The sequence below is a fragment of the Streptomyces alboflavus genome (genome assembly GCF_000716675.1).
GTDB classification, from domain to species: Bacteria; Actinomycetota; Actinomycetes; order Streptomycetales; family Streptomycetaceae; genus Streptomyces; species Streptomyces alboflavus.
Genome location: NZ_JNXT01000012.1, coordinates 54,654 through 75,181, shown reverse-complemented (window position 1 = coordinate 75,181; position 20,528 = coordinate 54,654). Strand labels below are relative to the sequence as shown.

13 protein-coding genes are annotated in these 20,528 nt (G+C 73.3%); 5 read left to right on the top strand and 8 right to left on the bottom strand.

Annotated features, from left to right (window positions below):
- Nucleotides 1-67: 67 nt before the first annotated feature.
- Together OO63_RS11620 and OO63_RS42160 are read left to right on the top strand one after the other, a co-directional pair.
- A complete protein-coding gene (locus tag OO63_RS11620; protein ID WP_030360229.1) occupies nucleotides 68-1,090 on the top strand; it encodes a zinc-dependent alcohol dehydrogenase in 1,023 nt (340 codons plus the stop codon).
- A 22-nt stretch (nucleotides 1,091-1,112) separates the two neighbouring features.
- Nucleotides 1,113-2,168: a Gfo/Idh/MocA family protein gene (locus OO63_RS42160; RefSeq protein ID WP_078619082.1), complete on the top strand. Its 1,056-nt coding sequence runs from the start codon at nucleotides 1,113-1,115 to the stop codon at nucleotides 2,166-2,168.
- Here OO63_RS42160 and OO63_RS11610 read toward each other — a convergent pair.
- From OO63_RS11610 to OO63_RS11575, 8 genes are all read right to left on the bottom strand, one after another.
- Nucleotides 2,108-2,965: a phytanoyl-CoA dioxygenase family protein gene (locus tag OO63_RS11610; RefSeq protein ID WP_030360227.1), complete on the bottom strand. Its 858-nt coding sequence runs from the start codon at nucleotides 2,963-2,965 to the stop codon at nucleotides 2,108-2,110. The genes OO63_RS42160 and OO63_RS11610 overlap by 61 nt on opposite strands.
- A gap of 225 nt (nucleotides 2,966-3,190) precedes the next feature.
- A complete protein-coding gene (locus tag OO63_RS11605) occupies nucleotides 3,191-4,339 on the bottom strand; it encodes an acyl-CoA synthetase family protein (RefSeq protein ID WP_030360226.1) in 1,149 nt (382 codons plus the stop codon).
- The gene (locus tag OO63_RS11600; protein ID WP_033264034.1) at nucleotides 4,336-5,679 is read right to left on the bottom strand and encodes a hypothetical protein; all 1,344 of its coding nucleotides are present in this window, start codon (nucleotides 5,677-5,679) and stop codon (nucleotides 4,336-4,338) included. The genes OO63_RS11605 and OO63_RS11600 overlap by 4 nt, the downstream gene beginning before the upstream one ends.
- Entirely contained in the window at nucleotides 5,676-7,922 is a 2,247-nt protein-coding gene (locus OO63_RS11595; RefSeq protein WP_037631201.1) for an aminotransferase class I/II-fold pyridoxal phosphate-dependent enzyme, read from the bottom strand. Before OO63_RS11595 ends, OO63_RS11600 begins: the two co-directional genes overlap by 4 nt.
- Before the next feature lie 381 nt (nucleotides 7,923-8,303).
- A complete protein-coding gene (locus OO63_RS11590) occupies nucleotides 8,304-9,344 on the bottom strand; it encodes a radical SAM protein (protein ID WP_234311282.1) in 1,041 nt (346 codons plus the stop codon).
- 419 nt (nucleotides 9,345-9,763) lie between these two features.
- The gene (locus OO63_RS11585) at nucleotides 9,764-11,383 is read right to left on the bottom strand and encodes an ABC transporter substrate-binding protein (RefSeq protein WP_030360223.1); all 1,620 of its coding nucleotides are present in this window, start codon (nucleotides 11,381-11,383) and stop codon (nucleotides 9,764-9,766) included.
- 6 nt (nucleotides 11,384-11,389) lie between these two features.
- Entirely contained in the window at nucleotides 11,390-13,486 is a 2,097-nt protein-coding gene (locus tag OO63_RS11580; RefSeq protein ID WP_030360222.1) for a hypothetical protein, read from the bottom strand.
- Between the two features lie 516 nt (nucleotides 13,487-14,002).
- Nucleotides 14,003-17,233, bottom strand: coding sequence for an NACHT domain-containing protein (locus OO63_RS11575; protein WP_030360221.1), 3,231 nt, complete (start codon nucleotides 17,231-17,233; stop codon nucleotides 14,003-14,005).
- Nucleotides 17,234-17,365: 132 nt separating this feature from the next.
- On the opposite strand from OO63_RS11575, the gene OO63_RS11570 reads away from it, so the two are divergent.
- The 3 genes from OO63_RS11570 to dgoD all read left to right on the top strand — a co-directional run bounded on the left by OO63_RS11570 (nucleotide 17,366) and on the right by dgoD (nucleotide 20,465).
- Nucleotides 17,366-18,235: a metallophosphoesterase family protein gene (locus OO63_RS11570; protein ID WP_030360220.1), complete on the top strand. Its 870-nt coding sequence runs from the start codon at nucleotides 17,366-17,368 to the stop codon at nucleotides 18,233-18,235.
- 203 nt (nucleotides 18,236-18,438) lie between these two features.
- Nucleotides 18,439-19,206, top strand: a complete 768-nt coding sequence (locus OO63_RS11565; protein WP_030360219.1) for an SDR family NAD(P)-dependent oxidoreductase — start codon at nucleotides 18,439-18,441, stop codon at nucleotides 19,204-19,206.
- Between the two features lie 113 nt (nucleotides 19,207-19,319).
- Nucleotides 19,320-20,465 (top strand): galactonate dehydratase, encoded by a 1,146-nt coding sequence (dgoD, locus tag OO63_RS11560; protein ID WP_030360218.1) that lies wholly within the window; start codon nucleotides 19,320-19,322, stop codon nucleotides 20,463-20,465.
- Nucleotides 20,466-20,528: the final 63 nt, after the last annotated feature.

Sequence of the window (20,528 nt, the reverse complement as noted above, 5' to 3'; positions counted from 1 at the left end):
GGCCCCGAACTGCCGTTCCCGCGGCGGCGGCACGGCCCGGCAGGGCCACGGGCGAAGGAGGCACACCGTGCGACGGTACGAACTCGTCGGCAGGCGGGACATCAGGCTGGTCACCGACGCCCCGGTGCCCGAGCCCGGACCCGGCCAGGTCCTGGTGCGGGTGCGGTCGTGCAGCGTCTGCAACCGCAGCGACCTCGCCTACTACCACTACTACGGACTCAGAGAGCACTGTGCGACCGGCTGCTACGGCCACGAGATCGCCGGCGTCGTCGAGGCGACCGGCCCCGGTGTCACCCGCGTCACGACCGGTCAGCGCGTCTTCGTCCGCACGCCGCTGACGAGCGGGTACGCCGAGTACGCCCTCGCGCGCGAGATCGCCGTCGGCGCGCTCCCCGACGGCATCCCCTACGAACAGGGCTCCATCCTCCAGCTCCTGCCGCTCGCCGTGCACGCCACCCGCGGCATCCGGCTCGGCGACCGGGTCGCCATACTCGGCCAGGGTCCCGTCGGCCAGATGGCGCTGCGCATGGCCGTCCGGCGCGGCGCGGCCCACGTCGCCGTCGCCGACCTCGACGAGTGGCGCCTCGAGCGGTCCCGGCTCGCGGGCGCCGACGCGGTGCACCGGGTCGACGGCGGCTCCGGCCGACTGGCCGCCATCGGCGAGGACTTCGCCGCCCGCGGGGAGGAGTTCGACGTCGCCATCGACGCCGTGGGCACCCCCACCACCCTCAACGCCTGCGTCGGCCTCGTGCGCCAGAACGGCCTGGTCGTCATGCTCGGCACGCACCACGTGGACACCCACGTCACCGTCGACCTCGTCACCTGGGAGCGCAAGGGCCTGCGCGTGCACAGCTCCGCCGAACCCGTGGACACCGCGCGCGCCGACGCCCTCGCCGTCGCCGAACGCCTCCTGCGCCACGGCCACGAGACGCTGCGCCTGCCCGACCTGCACACCCACACCTACGCCCTCGACGAACTCCCCAAGGCCATGGAGCTGCTGTCCGCCAGCAGGTCCCTCTACCCGGACGCGGACCGCGCCCCTTTCGACGGGCCGCCGCCCGAGACACTGAAGGTGGCGATCGTGCCGTGAACCGCGCGCGGGGGCAGGCCCGGTGAGATGGGGGATCGCCGGGTACGGCGATGTCGTGGAGCGGCGGGTGCTGCCCGCGCTCCGGGCGCTCGGGGAGGAGCCGGTGCGCCTCTGGGGCCGTGACGGCGGGCGGGCCGTCCGTGTCGCCGCCCGCCACGGGGTGCCGGTCGGCGGTGCCGATGTGGACATGTTGATCCGGGACGTGGATGCCGTGTACGTCGCCACTCCTGTCGTCCACCATGTACCGCTGGCCGTGCACGTGTTGCGGGCCGGTCTCCCCGTACTCGTGGAGAAGCCGCTGGCCGGAGGGCTGGGGGTGGGTGCCGGGGTGGGTGTCGACGGCCTGCCGTGTGCGGGTGTCGCGTACTACCGCAGGCTCGCCCCCGCCGTGCGCCGCCTGCGTGAGGAACTGTGCGGGTGGACGCCGGAACGGGTCGAGGTGCGGTTCCGGTGCGCGTTCGACCCCGGGCCCGGGCATCCGATGCGGTGGCGGACCGACCCGGCCCTGTCCGGCGGCGGAGTGCTCGCTGACGCCGGGAGCCACCGGATCGACCTGCTCCACCTGCTGTTCGGACGCCCTGAGGAGGTGCGGGCCCGTCTCGGCCGCCGGTTCCCTGAGGGCGCCGAGCGGCTGGCCGAGGTGGAGTTGCGGTGGGCCTCGGGGACGCGGGCGCTCGTGCGCGCGGAGTGGAGCGGGGAGCCGCCCGAGGACCGCTTCGAGGTGAGCGGCGCCGGGAGGACGCTCACCCTCGACCCGCTGGACTCGGGCCGGCTGCGCCGCCACGGCGCCGGGGCAGAGCGGCAGTTGACCCTGCCGCCCGCCCCGAACCCCCATCAGCCGCTCATCGCCGACTTCGTCGCCGCCGTCGCGGCCGGGCGGCCACCGGTGTGCCCCTTCGCGCAGGCCCGCCTGGTCGACGAGGTCCTCGTGGCCGCGGAACACTCCGACGCGGCGGGAGGCAGCCCCGTCCCGCTGCCGCTGCCCGCCGACGGCCCGAGCCTGGACCGAGCCGGGGCTCAGGCGCCGTCGTCCGCCGACCAGGCCCGCAGCCACCGCGGGTCCGGCGTGTCCGACTGACGGATGAAACGCGTGTCGATGGACAGCCGCATCGCGTCCGTCGTCGCGTCCAGCGAGGCGTGGATGATGTGCGGCACATGCACCATGACGTCGCCCGCCGCGAAGTCCGTCCACAGCCAGCGGCGGCCGAGGCTGCGCGCGGTGAACTCCAGGTCGTGACAGATCTGCCGGCGGTCGCCCGGCCGGTCCGTGGTGTCCCGCAGCGGCTCGTACGCCTCGGGCGGCAGCGCGTGCGAACCCTCCAGGTAGACCAGCGCGCCCGATTGCGGTGGGCAGTCGCCGACCGGGATCCAGGTCGTGACGACCTGCGGCGAACCCTCGTCCATGTAGTCGAAGTCGACGTGGGCGCGTGAGGCCCGGCGCACGCCGCGGTGGAAATGGCGCAGGATGCGGCGCGGCAGCATCCGGGCGTCGCCGTCGAGCAGATCGGCCGCCAGCTTGCGCAGCCGGGGGTCGTCGAGGAACCGGTCGAAGGTCTCCGAGCGGACGAACGCGTGCGCGGGATGCCCCGCCACACCGTGCTCGGGGAGCCCGTCAGGCACCCGCCCGGAGAACACCCCCTCGCGCGCGCTGGTGCCCGGCGCGAGATAGCCCGCGGGCAGCTGGGAGAAGTACCTGGCGCGCAGCCGCAGCACCTGCTCACGATCGAGGAAGTCCGGCAGATACAGGTATCCGTCCGCGTGCAGCCGCTCGCGCAGGGCGGCGGGGTCCGGCATCCGATCCGGATCGGTGGCGCGCAGCGGGCCGAACAACTCGGGGGAGAAGGGTATGGGCACGCCGTTCGACGAGAGATTCACGAGGAGTCCTTACGTCAGCGGATCGTCGTCAGGTCGCCAGTGCGTAGGCCGGCCGACAAGGCCAAGGGAGCCAAGTGGGCCGAGAGGGACGAGAGGGAGGCGACGGGAACGTCAACAGATGACTGGGGCTGTCCACAGGTGTCGAGATCGTCAAGAGGTGGACAGGATGTCCATGTGCAGTTGAGGCATCAATGGGTTGATGGGTCGTCAAGGGGGAAGTGCCGGTCAGTAGACGCCCTCGACCGCCTCCCCGGGTGGTGTCAGACCGTCGTGGAACACCTGCACCGCCGCCACGCCCTCCCAGGGGAACCACGGGTGCGGTCCCGTCCTGATCGCGCTGTCGCGCTCCAGGAGGTTCGGCAGAAACAGGTCCTCCAGGAGCGTGGTGACCCGCACCCGCCCGCGCTCGCCCACGGGCACCTCACGCCAGGGGTCGGCGGGATCGACGACCTGGAGGACCGCGAAGGGCGGCGGCAGGTGGTACGAGTGCCCGGTGCCGCCGGGCAGCGCGGGCGCGCCCGGCACCGCGTCGGCCTGCAGGGCGTGGCCAGCGAGCGTGTTGCCGTACGTGTCGATCCACTGCACGCCGTCCAGGTGTTCCTGGCGCAGGAACGCGGCTTCGGCGGCGCTGCACGTGGTGCCGCCGGTGCACACCGCGCGGATGCCGTAGGTGTGCAGGGGGCGCGGCAGCCGCATGGCCAGTTCGAGGAGCAGCCGGGACGTGGTGAAGAGGAGTGCGGGCCGCTCGGCGGCCAGCAGGGTCAGGGTCTGCTCCACCAGGTGCGAGGTGTACGAGTCCGCCTCGCCGCCCGCGCGCAGCGACGCCTTCACCCAGCGCGGGTCGAAGTCGATGGCGTACACGGCACCCCGCCAGCTGTCCGCGAGGCCCTCCACGAAGTGACCGTACGCGTGCGGGCCGCTCGGCGTCATCGCGAGGATGTCGCCGCCCGCGACACCGCGCGCCTCCAGGACGGTCCGGTAGACCTCCACGTCGTACGCGAGGCGTGTGACGTTCACGATCCGGCAGGGCGCGCCGGTGGTGCCGCCCGTCTCGAAGACCCGGAACGGCCGGTCGCGGTATCCGCGCGGACGCAGGTCCAGGGCGCTCGCCGCGCGCAGCTCGCCCTTGTCGAAGAGCCCGAACAGCTCAAGCGCCGCGAAGCCGTCGACGTCCGTGAGCGGGTCGAAGCCGAGTCGGTCCCGCCGTCCGACCCAGAACGGGGAGCCCGTGTCGGGGTGGAAGTGCCAGCGCATCATGCGCCGCGTCCACACATCGAGGTCGACGGCCAGCTCGGGCACGCGCTCGCGCAACGTGTCGTGCAGGGTGTCGAAGGTGACCCGCGGGGCGTGTTCCTGGCGTGCCGCGGTCGTCATGGGGCTCCTCCTGGTGTCGCCGGCGGTCGGTACACGAACAGGGCTTCGTCGGCGAGGGCACGCGCGGCGTCGGCGGTGGCACCGACGACGGCGGCGAAGGGGAAGGGGACCTCGTGCCCGATGAGCGGGTGGGACGGCGCGGCGGGGTCGCCCCGGAGCAGGGCCAGTTGGGGGCGTACGTAGACGTCGCCGCCGGTACGGGTGCCGACACCGGCGCCCGTGACCACCGTCGGCTCGCGGGTGAGCAGGTGGTCGCCGGGGCGCAGGCGGTCGCGCACGGACGCGGCGGCACGGTCGGCCTCGGCGGGGTCGCGGAAGGCGGTGAGTGGCCAGTGGGGGTCGGCCGGGTCGGGCGCGGGGCCGGGGTGGAGGGCGTCGAGCGCCGCCGCGAGTGCCTTGGCCAGAGGTTCAGGGTCGTGGTCCACGCACACGACCGTGCGTACGTTGCTGCAGAACCGGCCCGAATCCGCGGCGATCAACGGCAGCAGCCAAGCCACCATGTCGTCAACAGAGTCAACAGAGTCAACACGGTCAAGTGGGTCAACAGGGTCAAGTGGGTCGGCGGCTCCGGCGGCTCCGGCGGCTCCGGCGGCTCCGGCGGCACCGGCGGCCCCGGCTCCCGTCCCGGGTGGCACGAGTGCGCAACCCCGCCCGGGCCCGTGCAGCGCCAGCGCCGGGGAGTCCCGCACCGACGCGGCGAGGCCCGAGCCGCCGTACACGACGTGCCGGTCGGTGAGCTTGAGGAGGCCGTGCAGGGTGTGCTGCTCGGTGGGGTACAGGCCGAGGCGCGCCGGTGGCCAGCCGACGGCCAGGAGCGCAGCCAACAGCCGGGCTGCGGACAGCGGTTCGCGGCGGCTCGGGCGCACCCACACGCACGCGGACCGCTCGGCCTGCTCCAGGACGGAGTCCAGGCAGGTGAAGGTGTTGCCGGGCAGTGCCACCAGGGCGAGCGCGTCGTCCGGCGCGACGGTCTCGCGGCGCGCCGCCCCCTCGTACAGCATCGCCCCCCACCGCTCGACCAGCGGCCCCGGCAGCCCTGCGCTCTCCCACAGGGCCGCCCGGAACGCGTCCGCGCTCTGCGGTCCGATGCCCCCGATGGTGACCGTGCCGTGCCGGAACAACTCCAGTGCGGACAGGACGAGTTCGCGGCGGCCGGACAGTGGGGGCAGGTCCGCGCGGATGCCGTCCCACCAGCGGCGGTCGGAGTGGGCGACGATGTGCGGGACCAGGGCGAGGCGTGCGCGCGTCGCACCCGGCAGCGGCGCCGTGTCGAGGGACGGTTGCCAGTCGCCCCTGCGGTACGAGCAGAGGACCGGAGCCTCGTCGTCCGGCCCCCTCACGACAGCTCGCCGCGCAGGGCTTCGACCACCCGGAACTGCTCGGCCCGGGTGAGCGTTGGATAGAGCGGAAGCGCGATGTGGTGGCGGGCGAACCACCGGGCCTGTTCGAACGGGCCGTCGGCCGCCGCCCCGGAGGCTTCCACCGCCGCCGAGTCCGCTGTCGCCGCACAGTCGCCCACTGTCGTCCCCGACCCGACCGCCCCCGAAGCCTCTGTGCCCACCCCCGAGCCTGCCACCACCGCCGCCGACTCCGCTGTCGCCGCGAAGTACGGCTGGTCGCACAGCAGATGGTCGTACACCTCGCCCGCGAGCGACACGCCATGCCGTTCGCGCAGTCGCTTCTTCAGGAGTGCCCGGTCCACGGGCGCGTCCAAGTAGGCGAGGTACTTGTAGTAGTTGCTGTGTGCCGCCGCGGGGACGGTGTGGGCGCGCACGCCGGGCACGTCGGCCAGCAGCTCGTCGTAGCCGAAGGCGAGGTCACGGCGCGCCGCCAGCGTCTCGTCGAACCGCTCCAGGTCGACCGTGCCGACGGCGGCGTGCAGTTCGCTCAGGCGCCAGTTGCCGCCGGGCCGGTCGTGCAGCGTGGAGCCCTGCGCGCTCTTGCCGTGGTCGCGCCAGCGCCGCACCTGCTCCGCGTCCTCGGCGTTCGCGCAGCTCACCAGGCCGCCCTCACCGCTCACCGCGACCTTCGTGGGGAAGAAGGAGAACGCGCCGAACCGGCCGAAGGCACCCGCGTAGCGGCCGCCGAGCGTCGCGCCCAGCGCGTGCGCCGCGTCCTCCACGACGGCCACGCCCCGCCGCTCGCACAGCGCGAGCACGTCGTCGAGGGTCGGCGCGACGATGCCGCCGATGTGCACCGGCAGCACGGCCGCCGTGTCCGGATGGCGGTCGAGCGCGGTGCGCAGCGCGTCCGGGTCGAGGCCGAGGCCGTCCAGCTCGATGTCGACGAACCGTACGCGCGCACCCGCGCGCACCGCGGCCGCCGCCGTCGCGAAGAACGTGTTGACCGGCACCAGCACCGTGCGCCCCGCCACGCCGACGATGCGCAGGGCGATCTCCAGGGCGGCCGCCCCGGATGCGACCGCGACCCCCTCGCGGCCCGTCCAGGCGCGGCACAGCTCCTCGAAACGCGCGAGGCCCGGGCCCTGTGTGAGATGGCCGGAGGCCAGCGCGGTGTCGACCCTGTCGAGGACCGCGCGGCGCTCGGCCACACCGAAGTGGATGCGCTGCGCCGGGACGTCGCCCGGAGCGGCGGCGGGCCCCGACAAGGTGCGCGTGAAGAAGTCGATCGTGTGCCGCACATGGGTGCCGTGGCCCATGGGCAGCTCGTGGACGTCGAGGTGGTCCCCGGCGTCCGCCGCCGCGTAGCCGCCCCGGACGGTGGCCGCGGCGGCGCGGGCGTCGGCCGGCTCCAGATAGGAGTCGGCGGTGCCGTACTGGAGGTGCAGCGGGGCCGGGGCCAGCGCGGCGTAGAGGTCGCCGAGGTCGGCGTACTCCAGGATGCCGGGCAGGACGGCACCCTCGTACCCGGTCAACAGGCGCTCGAACAGCGCCGGATAGCTGCCGAGGTGGCTCGCCGCGCACACCGGCAGTGGGCGCGGCGTGAGCAGCGCGGTGTGCAGGGCGACCGCCGCGCCCAGGCTGTGCCCGAACAGGCCGACGCGGTCGGCGTCGACCAGCGGGTGCGCGGTGAGGACGTCCAGGGCGCCCAGGGTGTCGCCGACGAGCGCGCCCAGCAGGGAGCGTCCCGTCAGCGCGAAGGCGTGCGCGAGGAGTGCGCCCTCCTCGCGGCCGGCGCGGCGCTCCTCGTCGAGGCCGCCGATGCCGTGCTCGAAGGTCAGCGTGACGAAGCCGGCGCGGGCCAGGTGCTCGGCGATGTTGCGGTCGGGGAAGTCCGGTGGGCGCTCGCCGGTGAGGTGCTCCAGGCGGGCGTTCTTGCCGCCGAACACCAGGACGGCGGGGCCGGGGGCGGCCTCGGTGCGGTCCGCCGGGGCCAGCAGGGTGGCCTGGAAGGCGCCGCGTACCGGGGAGTTGAGGGTCAGGTGCTCGCGCCGCAGGCCTGTCTCGTCGCGGGTGTCCACGGCTGTGATGTCGAGCGGGGCGCGCTCGACGCGGGCGAGGCGTTCCACGACCGCCCGGACTCTGCGGGACCACGCCGCGTGGGCGGTGGGGTCGGTGTGGGTGGGGGCGAAGCGCAGCGTCGGTTCGGCTCTCAGGAGTCGGCGCACGTGGGTGGTCTGCATGCGGGGGCTAACGCTCCTGTGGGTGCGGGGTGGGTGCGGGGTGGGTGCGGGATCGGTCGGGTGCGGGTGGGTGGGGCCCTCGCGGGGGCGCCCCAGGCCCGCCCCTTCCCGTAACCGGGGGCTGCGCCCCCCGGGCCCCCCCCTGCTCCGCTTCGCGGCCCCCCGCTGCCCGCCGGACGGGCTGAAAGGACCGGTGGCGGGGCTGAGTCGGGACGGGGAGGGCGTCGGCCTGCGGGGCGAGTGAAGTGCACGCCCGCCAGGCGCCCGGATGACGTCCGGAAGGAGTGCTCGGGCTGCGCCTCCGCCCGGGTGACGTCCGGGAGGAGTGCTTGGGCTGCGCCTCCGCCCGGACGACGTCCAGGAGGAGTGCTCGGGCTGCGCCTAGACGAAGTCCGCGTGCAGCGTGCTGGGCACCTCGACCGCGTACGCGTCCAGTGCCTCGTCGAGTTTGATCTGGCCGCGTTTCAGGAGCTCGAGGAGCTCGTTCTGGGGGCGGTAGAAGCAGGATTTGCAGAGGTCGGTGCGGTTGGGGTTGGTGGCTTCCCACTCGGCGCGCGGGCCGCCGTCGAGGACCGTGGGGTAGCCGAGGTCGACCACGTCGCCGATGCGGTAGCGGCTGTTGAGGTGGACCTGGGGGCACGGGTAGAGGTGCCCGTCGGCGCCGACGGCGGTCACGAAGCGGCTGTAGTGGCAGCGCTCGAAGTCGCCCTCGACCTCCTCGACCTGGTCCATGGGGCCGCGGTCGAGCTTGGGCACCGACACCTCGAAGGCGTCCGTGGACATCGCGGCGGCCTCGACGAGGGAGGCGGAGATCTCCGCCATGACGGACTCGATGGTCTCGTGGCCCATCGCGCTGTAGAACTCCGGCTCGAAGCGCACATAGTGCGCGCCGGACTCGTGGGCGATGCGGGCGGCCTCGACGATCTCGCGGTAGTTCTGCAGCGTGATCACGTAGTTGAAGCCGATGCGGAAGTCCGGTGCGACGGCGTTGTCGCGCAGCTTGCCGATCGTCCCGATGAACTTGGAGAACGTCTGCTCGCGGTCGCGCGTGATGTCGTTGAACGTCGCCTCGGTGCCGGCGTTCATGCCGACGCGCACCCAGGTGTGCGTCGCGGTCACGCAGTCGGCGACCTTGGGGCGGCCGAGCCGGGAGCCGTTGGTGATCAGGCCGATGTGCAGGCCGCTGTCGTGCCCGGCGTAGCAGATGTCGGCGTAGCCCGGGTGGATGGTGCACTCGCCGCTGCCGCAGAAGGTCACGGCACGGCCGTCGTTCTCGGCGAACTCCTTGAGGAGCGTGATCGCCTTGTCGGTGGTGAGGGAGTCCTTGAACGAGAACAGGTCGTAGAACTGCTCCTCGTTCGGAGAATGGAAGTTGCAGAAGTTGCAACGCATATTGCAGGCGCCCATGATGCCGATTCGCATGTGGACCGGTTTGATCTCCTCACCGGCGACGAATCGTCGGAGGAGATCGCCGTGCGCCATGACTTTCTGTGGCGAGTGTGCTTGATCGAGACTCACGTCCGGGAGGCCTTCGCCGTTCCGGGGCGCTGCCATGGTGATATCGCGGGCACCTTCAGTGCTGTTCACGAACCCCTCCACGCGCTTTTGGCGACGTTTTGCGTTGTCCGATCGACGTCCGCGACAGTAGGAGAGCGCTTCCTGGAGTGTCAATGGGTCTAGACAACCAGGAAGTTGAGTAAACATCTATCGCGCCATGGGATCAGGCCAAATGTGCCGGGCACGTGTTCTTGTCACGTGCCATCGCGCGCCGGACGCGGCGAATTGCCGCGACCGGGCAGGTCAGGTATCGGCGAGGCCGCGTACGGAATCGGTGGAGCGGGTCAGGAATCGCCGCGGGTGACGTCGTCCGGGCACGGGTGCTTGAACGTCTTCTCGAACGTCCGGAAGGTGTCCTGCGCCTTGCGGCCCTGCACGGCCGGGTACTCGATCACCGGTACGGGCTTGCAGACCGGCCACTGATCGGTGTCGTCGGTGTCGGAGGACTTCTCGAAGCCGTACGTGCCCGCGGCGCCCTGGAGACAGCCGATGCAGCGCGTGGAGTCGCCGGTGTCGACGATGCTCGCGTCGATCAGCGTGTTGTAGACGTCGTCCTTGGTGGGCGTGCGCGCCGGGTCCGGAGTCCTGGTGGAGCCGCCGGTGGGCTCGTTCGCCTCCGAGTACGACCGGTCGAAGGCGTTGGCCAGGAGCATGAACGCGTCGTGGTACATGATCGCGTAGCCGTCGTCGAGGGACTTCTCGCCGAGGCCGTGGGGCTTCTTCAGCTTGTCGAAGACCGACAGGAAGCCGCCGAGACCGTCCGGTGCGGTGCTCTTGTTCCGCCACCACTCGCTCGTCACGGACGCGGCCGCCACCATCGTGGTCTTCGTGTCGCGCAGCATCTGCGTGAGTTCGGGCGTGGTGAGCGTCGGGTCGAGACCGATTCCCACTTTGAGGATGCGCACGGGGCGGCTGCGGTCACAAGAAGGCTCCTGTGACAGGCGTTTCACGAGTGCCGGGAGATCCTGGTCGCGACCCGCGAAGAACACCGTGTCCGAATCGGTCACACAGATCTTCTGCGCGGCGGACTGGAATCGCTGCGGGATACCCGCGTCCGGGCCCGTCGAGCCGAGGAACGACGCCGAGCGCTTGCGCAGCCCGTACTTCGCGCCGAATTTCTTCTCGATCAGCTTCTGCAGATTGCGGGAGTACACGTCGTCGGGACGGCTGTCGAAGACGAGGAAGCCTTTGCCCGCACCGCGGTTCTTCTTCAGGTACTGACCGAGGGCGTCCGCGAGGAGGTCGTTGTTCGGTGAGGTCTTGAAGAAATAGGGGGCGTTCATGTCGGCGGAGGTGATGACCGGGCCGACGGTCGCGATCCGGCGGTCGCTGAGCGCCCGCATCGCGTCCCGCGTCTCGGGAGTGCTGCTGGGCAGGCCCATCACCCCGACGAGCGGCGACTCGCGGTCGTCGGTCAGGTCCTCCAGGTCGTCGACCACCGGCTGCCACTTGTCGAGGTCCTTGCCGTCGGGCGCCATCAGAAGCTGATAGTGCGGCCCGCCGCCGCTGTTGGCCCGCAGCTGGGCGGCGTGCGCGCCGGCGAGGGCACGGCGGATCATCGGCGCGGTCATGGCGCTCGAATCGTCCGAGGTGAACGGCATCATCAACGCGATCCGGCCGTACGGTATCCGCGTCTGGCCCTTCTTCGGCGACTCCCAGGCCTTCTCTACCCGGGTGTTCTCGTCCGCGACGGCCCGGATCAGTCCCTTGATGTCGTCGTTCGCGTCGAACGCGGAGTCCGTGACGCCCACGCACTGGCCGTCACGTTTGGCGAGGCCCCCCGCGCAGTCCTCCGGGCGGGTCGCCAGATACACGACCACGCCCACGGCGATCAGGACCAGCGGCACCAGGACGGCGATGGCCTTGTCGAGGGGACCGAACCCGTTGCGGCGGCTCAGGAACATGCTTCCTCACAGTTCGGGCAGCGGGAGGGGGCGCTTGTCACGGACGGCGGCAGGCCAGGTGCGGGCGGCCTGGCTCAGCACCGCCCGCCACGTCTGGTGCCGCAGCGACAGGAAGGCCAGCTCGGCCCCGATGTCGTCGCAGAGGTCGGCCTCCGGCTCGGCCAGCGCGTCGGAGAGGTACCACAGGCCGTGCAGCAGCCTGTTGATGCAGCGGTCGATCTCGTCTATGTCGTGGTAGCGGTCGTCGTGGGCGCCCGCGGCCATCGCGGCCCGCTCGTCGTCCCAGTCCGCCGACGGCGGGGCCGGAGCCGTCGCCGCGTAGCTCAGGCAGTTCAGCCAGCGCAGCGCGCTCTGCCGGTCCTGCTCCGACTGGAACTCCTCGGACAGCGCGGCCACCACCGTCTTGGCGTCCCCGGCGGCCAGCGTGTGGCGCAGCGCGTCGGCCTCGCTGTCCTCGCCGCGCGTCGTGTGGTGGCGGCGCAGGAAGCCGTGGATCTCCTGCCAGCCGCGGCGCGAGTCGGCGCCGTGCGAGGTGCGGCGCGCCTCGTGCACCAGCAGGGTGTGAAGGAGCGGGTCGGCGGCGAGCGGGCGGTCCTGCGGGGTGTCGTGCTGCCAGTGCTCGGCCTCCAGATAGTCGGCCGCCGCGTTCGCGGGCAGCTGCTCGGGGCCCTCCAGGCGCAGATGGGCGGCCAGGGCCTGCGCGGCCGTGCTGTCGCGGGCCAGGGACAGCGGCACGAGGCGGGACCGCTGCTGCGGCGAGGGCAGCAGCCGCTCCAGGATCGCCTGTGTCACCGAAGGGCCGTCGGGGGTGGTCAGTTCGAGGAGGTTGCGCGGGCCGAGCGGCCCCTCCGGCGGGCGCGGAGCGGCGCCGCGGGACGCCGTGGCGCGGGTGTGGTCCAGGACGGCGTCGCACAGCACGGCGCTCGCCAGCGGGTGTCCGCCGGTGAGGGTGTGCAGGGCGGACGCCAGATACGGGTGCAGGGGCGCGGACGCGGCGTCCAGCATCAGCAGGATGTCGTCCCGGCTGAGCGGTGTGAGCGGTACGACGAGCAGTCCCGCCGAGGGCGCGTGGCCGGTGCGCCGCCAGCGGGTGGAGGTCACCAGGTCCGGCAGTTCGCGGTGCACGGCCTCGGTGGCCTCCGGCGGGGCGTCGCCGAGCCGGGTGGCGACGACGACCAGCGGGTCGTGGTGGGTGGTGCCGGGCCGGGCGCGGTACTCGAGGATCAGGTCGACCAGGCGGGCGCCTGCGGGGGAGTGGGTGTTGTCGAGCAGGGTCAGCGGGCGCGGGTCGCGGTTCAGGCGCTGCCACTTGCTGCGGGAGGCGGCGATGTCCTCCAGGAAGGCGTGCACGAGGGTCTGTTCGGCCGCGTGCCGGTAGTCGCCGCCGCGGCGGAACCAGTCGGCGAGACGCACGACCCCGTCCTGGCCGTCGGCCGCCGCACCCGTGGTGGCGGACTCGGACTCGGCGTACCGCTCCTGGTACCACTGGCGCAGCGGTGCCGCCGCGCGTGAGCGGGTGTACCGCTCGAAGTACTCCGCGAGCGCCGCCTGCGTGACGGCGTGCGCGCCGGGCCGGGACGCGGCGCCACCGGCCCCCGCGCCCGCCCCCGCGCGGGACGCGTCGTCCAGGCGGGTGCGCAGCCGGCCCGCCCACCGCTGGGCGACGTTCGCCTCCGTGCCGGATTCCAGGTGGCAGGCGATGAGGAGGCGGGCGATGCGGGTGGTGGCCCGGCCCCGTCCGTCCGCGGTGTCGCCGTGGCTCGCGAACACGGAGATCAGGCCCGGCAGGAGCAGCGGGAAGCGCCTGCCGAGGCCGGGCGCCAGGGAGCACACCAGCTCCTCGAGGAGCTCGACCACGAGCGCGCAGGCCGCGGTGTCGACGAGGGCGAGCGGCAGTCGGCCCGCGTAGTGGCGCTCCAGTGCGCGCAGGACGGCGGTGCGGCCCATGCCGTGGCGTCCGGTCAGGAGGACGAGCGGAAGGTCCTTGTCGTGCTCCCAGGGCACGCGGGCGCGTTCGGCGTAGGCGAGGCCGGTGAGGCGGGGGAGAAGGGAGTGGAGAAGCGGATCGCGTGCGTACAGCCGAGGCGTTTCGGATGTGTGCATCTCGCCGGATTCCGCTCCCGTCCTTGGCCGCCCGCTGGTGTCTCGTCCCGCCGGTCACGCGGGTTCCGCGCCGCTCCTTTGCTGCTCCTTGCCGGGGTCAACTGCTTTGAGGGTGAAAGAAGTTACACCTCCCACTATCCCCTGGCCAGGGCTTACGGGCGAGCCGATCGGGCATATTACGGCGGATCCGTGACACGGTGCGGTATGCGATCGGGGGCTCGTGGCGGAGCGGGTCCGGAGCCGGTCGGACGGCGGTCGGACCGAGGTCGGACGGCGGTCCTCGGACGGTCCGATTCCGGTGGTTTTCCGGTCGGGTGCCGCTCAGATTTCGACGGGCTCGGGGTCGAGAGCGGTCGGGAACCGATCGGGAGCGGGCGCGCGGAGGGGCGCGGCCGCGGGACGCGCGCGGGGGCGTACGCAGAGCCGCGTGCGCAGCATGTACGCAGAGCCGCGCGCGCAGCATGTACGCAGAGCCGCGCGCCCAGCACGTACGCAGACCCGCCCGCAGGCACGTCCTCAGTGCCGCGGCCGCACCGTCAACTCCACCCGCGCGGGCAGCTCGTCCGCCTGGTGCACCTCGCCCGGATAGTCCAGGCGCACCCGCCTGAGCGCCGGAAGGCCCGCCAGATGCACCAGGTCGACCGTGTCGAACAGGGAGAGGTGGACCTCTTCGAGTCCCGGAAGGCGGCGGGCGATCCGCCGCAGCGACACCGCGGCGCCGGGCCGCGACCGCACTTCGAGGCCGGTGAGCTGCGGAATGCGGGCGCCCGGCGGGAACAGCATCATGCTCAGCTGCTCGTGCGAGAGCCGCAGGGTGCGCAGCGCGGGCAGCTGGGCGAGCAGCGCGTCCCAGTCGTCAGGCCGCAGCCGGTCGCTCGCGTTGTGCAGGCGCAGCTCCCGCAGCTCCGTCAGGGCGGTGATGGCGGCCAGCTCGACGGCGTCCGGCGGCAGCGCGAGCAGCCGCAGCGCGCCCGGTCGTGGCAGGTCCCGCAGCCCGCGCCAGGGCACCGCGGCGCCCAGGAGCAGCGAGTCCAGGCGCGGGCACGCCGAAAGCCGGGCGAGGGGCTCCAGTTGGGGCAGGTCGGCGAGGGTGAGACGGCGCAGCAGGGGCAGCCGGGTCAGGGGCGCGGTGTCGCTGATGGCGCGGCAGCCGTGCAGGGCCAGGGCCTCCAGGGCGGGGAACGTCGACAGGAAGCCGAGCGACGTCAGCCGCATGTTGCCGCGCAGGCGCAGTTCGCGCAGCCCCTCCGCGTCGAGCGCGCCGACGATGTCCCGCTCGGCGAAGTCGCCCTGGAGCACCACGCGTTCGTACCCGGACATCGTGCTCAGCGACTTCAGCTCGGCCGCCGAGCGCACCGTGACGGCCTCGCCCGCGCCGGCCGCGAGCAGCGGCTTGATGATCTCCTCGGCGTACGCGTCGGTGTCGAACCGGTCCCAGTGCGCGAGGAGCTGGGAGCGCACCGCGGGCTGCCGTGTGGTCACGAACTCGCGCAGCCGGGCCAGGGCCGCGTCGCCGCCGATGCGGCAGATCGCGTGCACCGTCGTGACCTCGGCGTCGCCCGTGAGGCTGTCGGCGCCGGGCAGCAGGCCGAGCAGCAGCGCCCCGGTCTCCGCGAGGGCCCTGGCCTCACGCATGCTGCGGGGCGGCAGGAGCTGCGCGGCCCGCTCCTCGACGGTCCTGCGGACCTCCGGGTCGAGGCGGGTGGCCTGGCCGAGGGAGGCGAGCGCGAGCAGCCGGAGCCGGGCGCGCACCGTGTCGTCCTCCTCGCGGTCGGCGCGGCCGGTGAGCCGGGTGAGGAGGTCGGCGCGCTCGTCGGGCCTGGCCTGGGCGACGGCCATCTGCAGGACGTCCTCCCACTGGTCGAGGTGCGCGTGCGCGACCAGGGCGCCGATGTCGTGCTCCTCCAGGGCGGCCTTGGCGCCGAGGAAGTCCTGGAAGGTGCGGTGGATGAAGTCCACGGCGCCCTCGGCCGGTTCGCGCAGCAGGCCGGTGCGCACCAGGAGCAGCCGGAGGACGTCGTCGGACGTGCCGACGGCGGCGAGCTGCGGCACGGACGGGCGCAGCTTCTCCACCAGGTCGACGGCGTCCTGCCGCCGCAGGATGGTGCGTTCGTTGCGGATCAGCCAGTACGCGAGCCGCTTCAGGGGCTCCGTCGCGGACATCTGGTCCAGGGGCGGCGGCTGCCGGCCGTACAGGTCGCGCTCGCGGTCGCGGCGCTCCAGGAGCATCGAGAGGGCGGCCTCGTACAGCGCGATCCGGCCCGGCGGCAGGAAGCCGCGGCGCTCGCGGTGCAGCGCGCACATCAGGGCGCACAGCAGCGGGTTGGTGGACAGGCGGCTCAGCTCCGGCGAGGCCCGCAGCAGCGGAAGGAGCTTCCCGGCGAGTTCGTCGCCCGCTCCGGCCGCCTCGTGCCAGCGCCGCACGAACCGCCGTACGTCGCCAGGACGCATCGGCGTGAGCGTGAACTCGCGGAAGCCCTCGCGGCCGAGCCAGTCCCGGGGCAGCGCGGAGGGCCGTGTCGTGACCAGCCACAGATTGCCGGGGAAGGCGGAGCGCAGCTTCGCGAGCCAGGCCCGCGCGCGGGGCCGCTCCGCCTCCGGGATCTCGTCGACACCGTCGATCAGGAGCATGCCGCGGCCCGCCTGCAGCACCCGCACCGCCCAGCCCTTGGGCTCGCTGCCCGTCAGCGGGCAGTCGATCCACTTCAGGAAGCCGTCGGGCATGGGCAGTTCGGTGTCCTCGCGGGCCAGCGTGCGCAGCGGGAGCACGAACGGCACCCGGCCGAGGAGCTGCGGCAGATGGCCCGGCACCCGCTCCTGCTGGGCGGTGGTGATGGCGAGCCACTGCACCAGTGTGGTCTTGCCGGTCCCGGCGACGCCCCGCAGCAGCACCCGGTCGTGCGCGGCGAGGGCCGTCTCGACGGGGCCCGCCGTGCGGTCGGACTCCGGGTCCGGGTCGACGCCGCGGCCGTCGGGGTCGCCGTTGCCCGCCCCGGGGACCGGCTCGGCGGGGTCGCGGGCGGGCGCGGCCTCCAGGCTCAAGTAGGCGGTCTCCAGCGGCCAGGCCTGGCTCTGCGGGTCGTGCAGGTCGACGCCGTGGATGGTGAGGCTGCTGTGCTGGGTGACCACGTAGTCGGCGTAGGCCTGCTCGAAGTCGGTGTCCTCGGCGAGGGTCGTGGGCAGTCGCTCCAGGAGCAGCCGCAGTTGCTCCTTCTGCTCGCTCAGGCTGCGGCGCGTCTCGACCTGGGTGCGGGCCTCGAAGCCGGGGCGCGTGCTGAACTGGTGGACCAGATGCAGACAGGCGGTGACGAGCAGCCGGTCGTGCAGGCGGGCGGCGTCGGCGCTGAGCAGCGCGCGGGTCTCCGGGGCGCTGGCGTGGACCAGGGCGGCGGCGAGCTTCTCCGGGCCGAGGTCGTAGGCCTGTACGTCGTCCATGTCGAGTTCGCCGAGGGCGCGCAGGGTGTGGCCGAGGGCGTAGCCGACGGCGTTCTGCTCGTCGGGGGCGATGGGCGGGTCGTGGGGGCCCGCGGCGCGCATCGCGCGGCGCACCAACTCCCGGGCGAGCTGGTAGAGATCGGCCTCGCTGAGGACGCGCTTGTCACCGGTGAACGACAGGAGCCGCCCGATGCGCACCGGCCGCTCGCCGAACTCGGCCCCCGGCAGTCTCTTGGGCGGCAGCAGCAACCGCTTCACCAGCGGCACCATCACCGACGACGCGATCCGAAGCCCCACCGTGCCGGCGTCCACTCAAGCCCCCGTCCGTGACCAGAACCGCCTTCTGGGCACCTTAGACCTTGGTCGCCGAGGGCGCACCGAGGTCGCGTGGAGCACCCGGGGCGCGACTGCGGCGCGACAGCGCACGTCGGTTAGCCTCACGTGGTGACGACATCTGCCGCATCCCGACGGGCGCCGAGGCTGTTCGGCATCAGTGACCTGCACATCGCCTATGCCGAGAACCGGAAGTTCGTCGACGAGCTCTGGCCGGAACACGAGGGCGACTGGCTGATAGTCGCCGGTGACATCGGCGAGATGATGAGCGACATCGAGTGGGCGCTGCGCACCCTCACCGAGCGTTTCGACACGGTGATCTGGTCGCCCGGCAACCACGAGCTGTGGACGCCCCGCGACGACCCGAACCAACTGCGCGGCGAGGCCCGCTACCGCCACCTCGTGGAGCTGTGCCGGAGCCTCGGCGTGCACACCCCCGAGGACCCGTTCCCGGTCTGGCGCGGCGAGGGCGGTCCCGCGGTCGTCGCCCCGCTGTTCCTGCTGTACGACTACACGTTCCGGCCCGCGGGCAAGCACACCAAGAAGGACGCCCTCGCGTACGCGTACGAGACCGGCGTGGTCTGCACGGACGAGGTGCTCCTGCACCCGGACCCGTACGCCACCCGCGAGGACTGGTGCCGCGCCCGCGTCGCCTTCACCGAGGAACGGCTCGACGCCCTCGACCCCGAGCTGCCGACCGTCCTCATCAACCACTGGCCGGTCGTCCGGGAGCCCACGCGCATCCTGCACTACCCCGAGTTCGCCCTGTGGTGCGGCACCGAGGCGACCGCCGACTGGCCCGTGCGTTACCGCGCCGCGGCCGTCGTCTACGGCCATCTGCACATCCCGCGCACCATCTGGCACGAGGGCGTTCCGCACGTGGAGGTCTCCGTCGGCTATCCGCGCGAGTGGCAGCGCGAGCGGCACCCCTCGCCGCGGCTGCGGCAGATCCTGCCCGCACCGCGCCCCACCGGGACCTGACACCCGCGTCCTCACGGCAGGACAGCGCGGCCTCCACAGCCTCTGCGGCTTCTGAGGCGTCCGTGGTGTCCGGGGCACCCCGGGAGACCGCGGAGTACGGCGGGGCCGCTGAGTCGGCAGGTGTCCGGAGCCGGCACCGGACATAGAGTGGACGGCGCATGCCATCAGCGGTCGCCGCCCACCCGCACGAGGGGACGCCGCACGTGAACCCAAGCGCACCCGCATCCCGCTTCACCGGCAAAGTCGCCGTGGTCACCGGCGGCGCCTCCGGCATCGGGGCCGCCACCGCCGTCCGCCTCGCCGCCGAGGGCGCGGCCGTCGTCGTGTCCGATGTGGACGCGGACCACGGCGAGCTGGTCGCGGAGGGCATCCGGGCCGGGGGCGGCAGCGCGGTGTTCGTCCGCGCGGACGTCGCCGACGCCGCCGACTGGGACCAGGTCCTCGCGGCCGCGCACAGCTTCGGCCCCGTCGGCGTGCTCTCCAGCAACGCCTACGCCTGCGAGGTCGCCCCCGCCCACGCCATGACCCAGGCCTCCTGGGAGCACCAGCTCGCGGTGAACCTCACCGGCACGTTCCTCGGCGTCAAGGCCGTCCTGCCCGACCTGCGCGCCCACCGCGGCGCCGTCGTCCTCACCTCCTCCGTGCACGCCCGCACCGGCATCCCGGGCCGCCCCGCCTACGCGGCGAGCAAGGGCGCCCTGGTCTCCCTGTGCGGGCAGCTCGCCGTCGAGTACGGGCCCGAGGTGCGGGTCAACGCCGTCCTGCCGGGGCCGATCCTGACGCCCGCGTGGGGGAACGTGGGCGAGGACGACCGGGCGCGCAGCGTCGAGGGGACGGCGGCCGGGCGGTTCGGGGCGCCGGAGGAGGTCGCGGCGGCCATCGCGTTCCTCGCCGCCGACGAGGCGTCGTACATCACGGGGACGAGCCTGACCGTGGACGGCGGCTGGAGCGTGGTGAAGGACTCCGCCTGAGGGGACCCACCGCCGCGCACCCGGTCCGCCCGGTCCCGAAGCGCGTGGTCCCGAACCGCTGCGCGCCCACCGCCCACCGCACACCGCCCCGAGCGAGGAGAGACGGACACACCATGAAGATCGACCGCGTGGAGACCTTCCTCGTCCCGCCCCGCTGGCTGTTCTGCCGCGTGGAGACCGACGCCGGCGTGGTCGGCTGGGGCGAGCCCGTCGTCGAGGGGCGCGCCGAAGTGGTGCGCGCCGCCGTGGACGTACTCGCCGAGTACCTCGTCGGGAAGGACCCGCTGCGGATCCAGGACCACTGGCAGGTCCTCACCAAGGGCGGCTTCTACCGCGGCGGACCCGTCCTCTCCAGCGCCGTCGCGGGCATCGACCAGGCCCTGTGGGACATCGCGGGCAAGACGTACGGCGCGCCCGTGCACGCCCTGCTCGGCGGGCCCGTACGGGACCGGGCGCGGGTGTACGCGTGGGTCGGCGGCGACGAGCCCGCCGTGCTCGCCGAGCACATCGCCGAGCAGGTCGAGGCGGGCTTCACCGCCGTGAAGATGAACGCGGCCGGGGCGACGTCACCGCTCACCACGCCCGCCGAGACCGCCGCCGTGGTCGACCGCGTCGCCATCGCCCGCGAGGCCCTCGGCCCCGACCGGGACGTCGCCGTCGACTTCCACGGCCGCTTCACCCCCGCCAGCGCCCGCCGCGTCCTCGCCGAACTCGCCCCGCTGCACCCGCTGTTCGCCGAGGAACCGCTCCTGCCCGACCAGGGCCACCTGCTGCCCGCCCTGGTCGCGGCCGGCCCCGTCCCGATCGCCACCGGCGAACGCCTCTACAGCCGCGCGGAGTTCCTGCCCGCCCTCACCGCGGGCATCGCCGTCGCCCAGCCCGACCTGTCGCACGCGGGCGGCATCACGGAGGTCCAGCGCATCGCCGCCCTCGCGGAGACCCACGGCGCGCTCCTCGCCCCGCACTGCCCGCTCGGCCCGATCGCGCTCGCCGCGAGCCTCCAACTCGCCTTCACCACCCCGAACTTCCTCATCCAGGAACAGAGCCGCGGCATCCACTACAACAAGAGCGCCGACCTCCTGTCGTACGTCGTGGACACCGAGCCGTTCCGCTTCACCGACGGACACGCCCACCGCACGGACCTGCCCGGGCTCGGCGTCGAGGTCGACGAGGACGCCGTGCGCGCGGCCGACCGGAGCGGGCACGCCTGGCGCAACCCCGTGTGGCGGCACCCGGACGGCTCCTTCGCCGAGTGGTGAGGCGCACGGGGGCCGAGGGGGCCCTCTTCCCCGCGGACCGCACGACCCTGTTGCCGGGGCGCG

Excerpts from the sequence above, each read along its gene's own strand:
- OO63_RS11605 (WP_030360226.1), bottom strand. The coding sequence starts at position 4,339 with ATGACGACCGCGGCACGCCAGGAACACGCCCCGCGGGTCACCTTCGAC.
- OO63_RS11595 (WP_037631201.1), bottom strand. The coding sequence starts at position 7,922 with ATGCAGACCACCCACGTGCGCCGACTCCTGAGAGCCGAACCGACGCTG.
- OO63_RS11590 (WP_234311282.1), bottom strand. The coding sequence starts at position 9,344 with ATGCGAATCGGCATCATGGGCGCCTGCAATATGCGTTGCAACTTCTGC.
- OO63_RS11585 (WP_030360223.1), bottom strand. The coding sequence starts at position 11,383 with ATGTTCCTGAGCCGCCGCAACGGGTTCGGTCCCCTCGACAAGGCCATC.
- OO63_RS11580 (WP_030360222.1), bottom strand. The coding sequence starts at position 13,486 with ATGCACACATCCGAAACGCCTCGGCTGTACGCACGCGATCCGCTTCTC.
- dgoD (WP_030360218.1), top strand. The coding sequence starts at position 19,320 with ATGAAGATCGACCGCGTGGAGACCTTCCTCGTCCCGCCCCGCTGGCTG.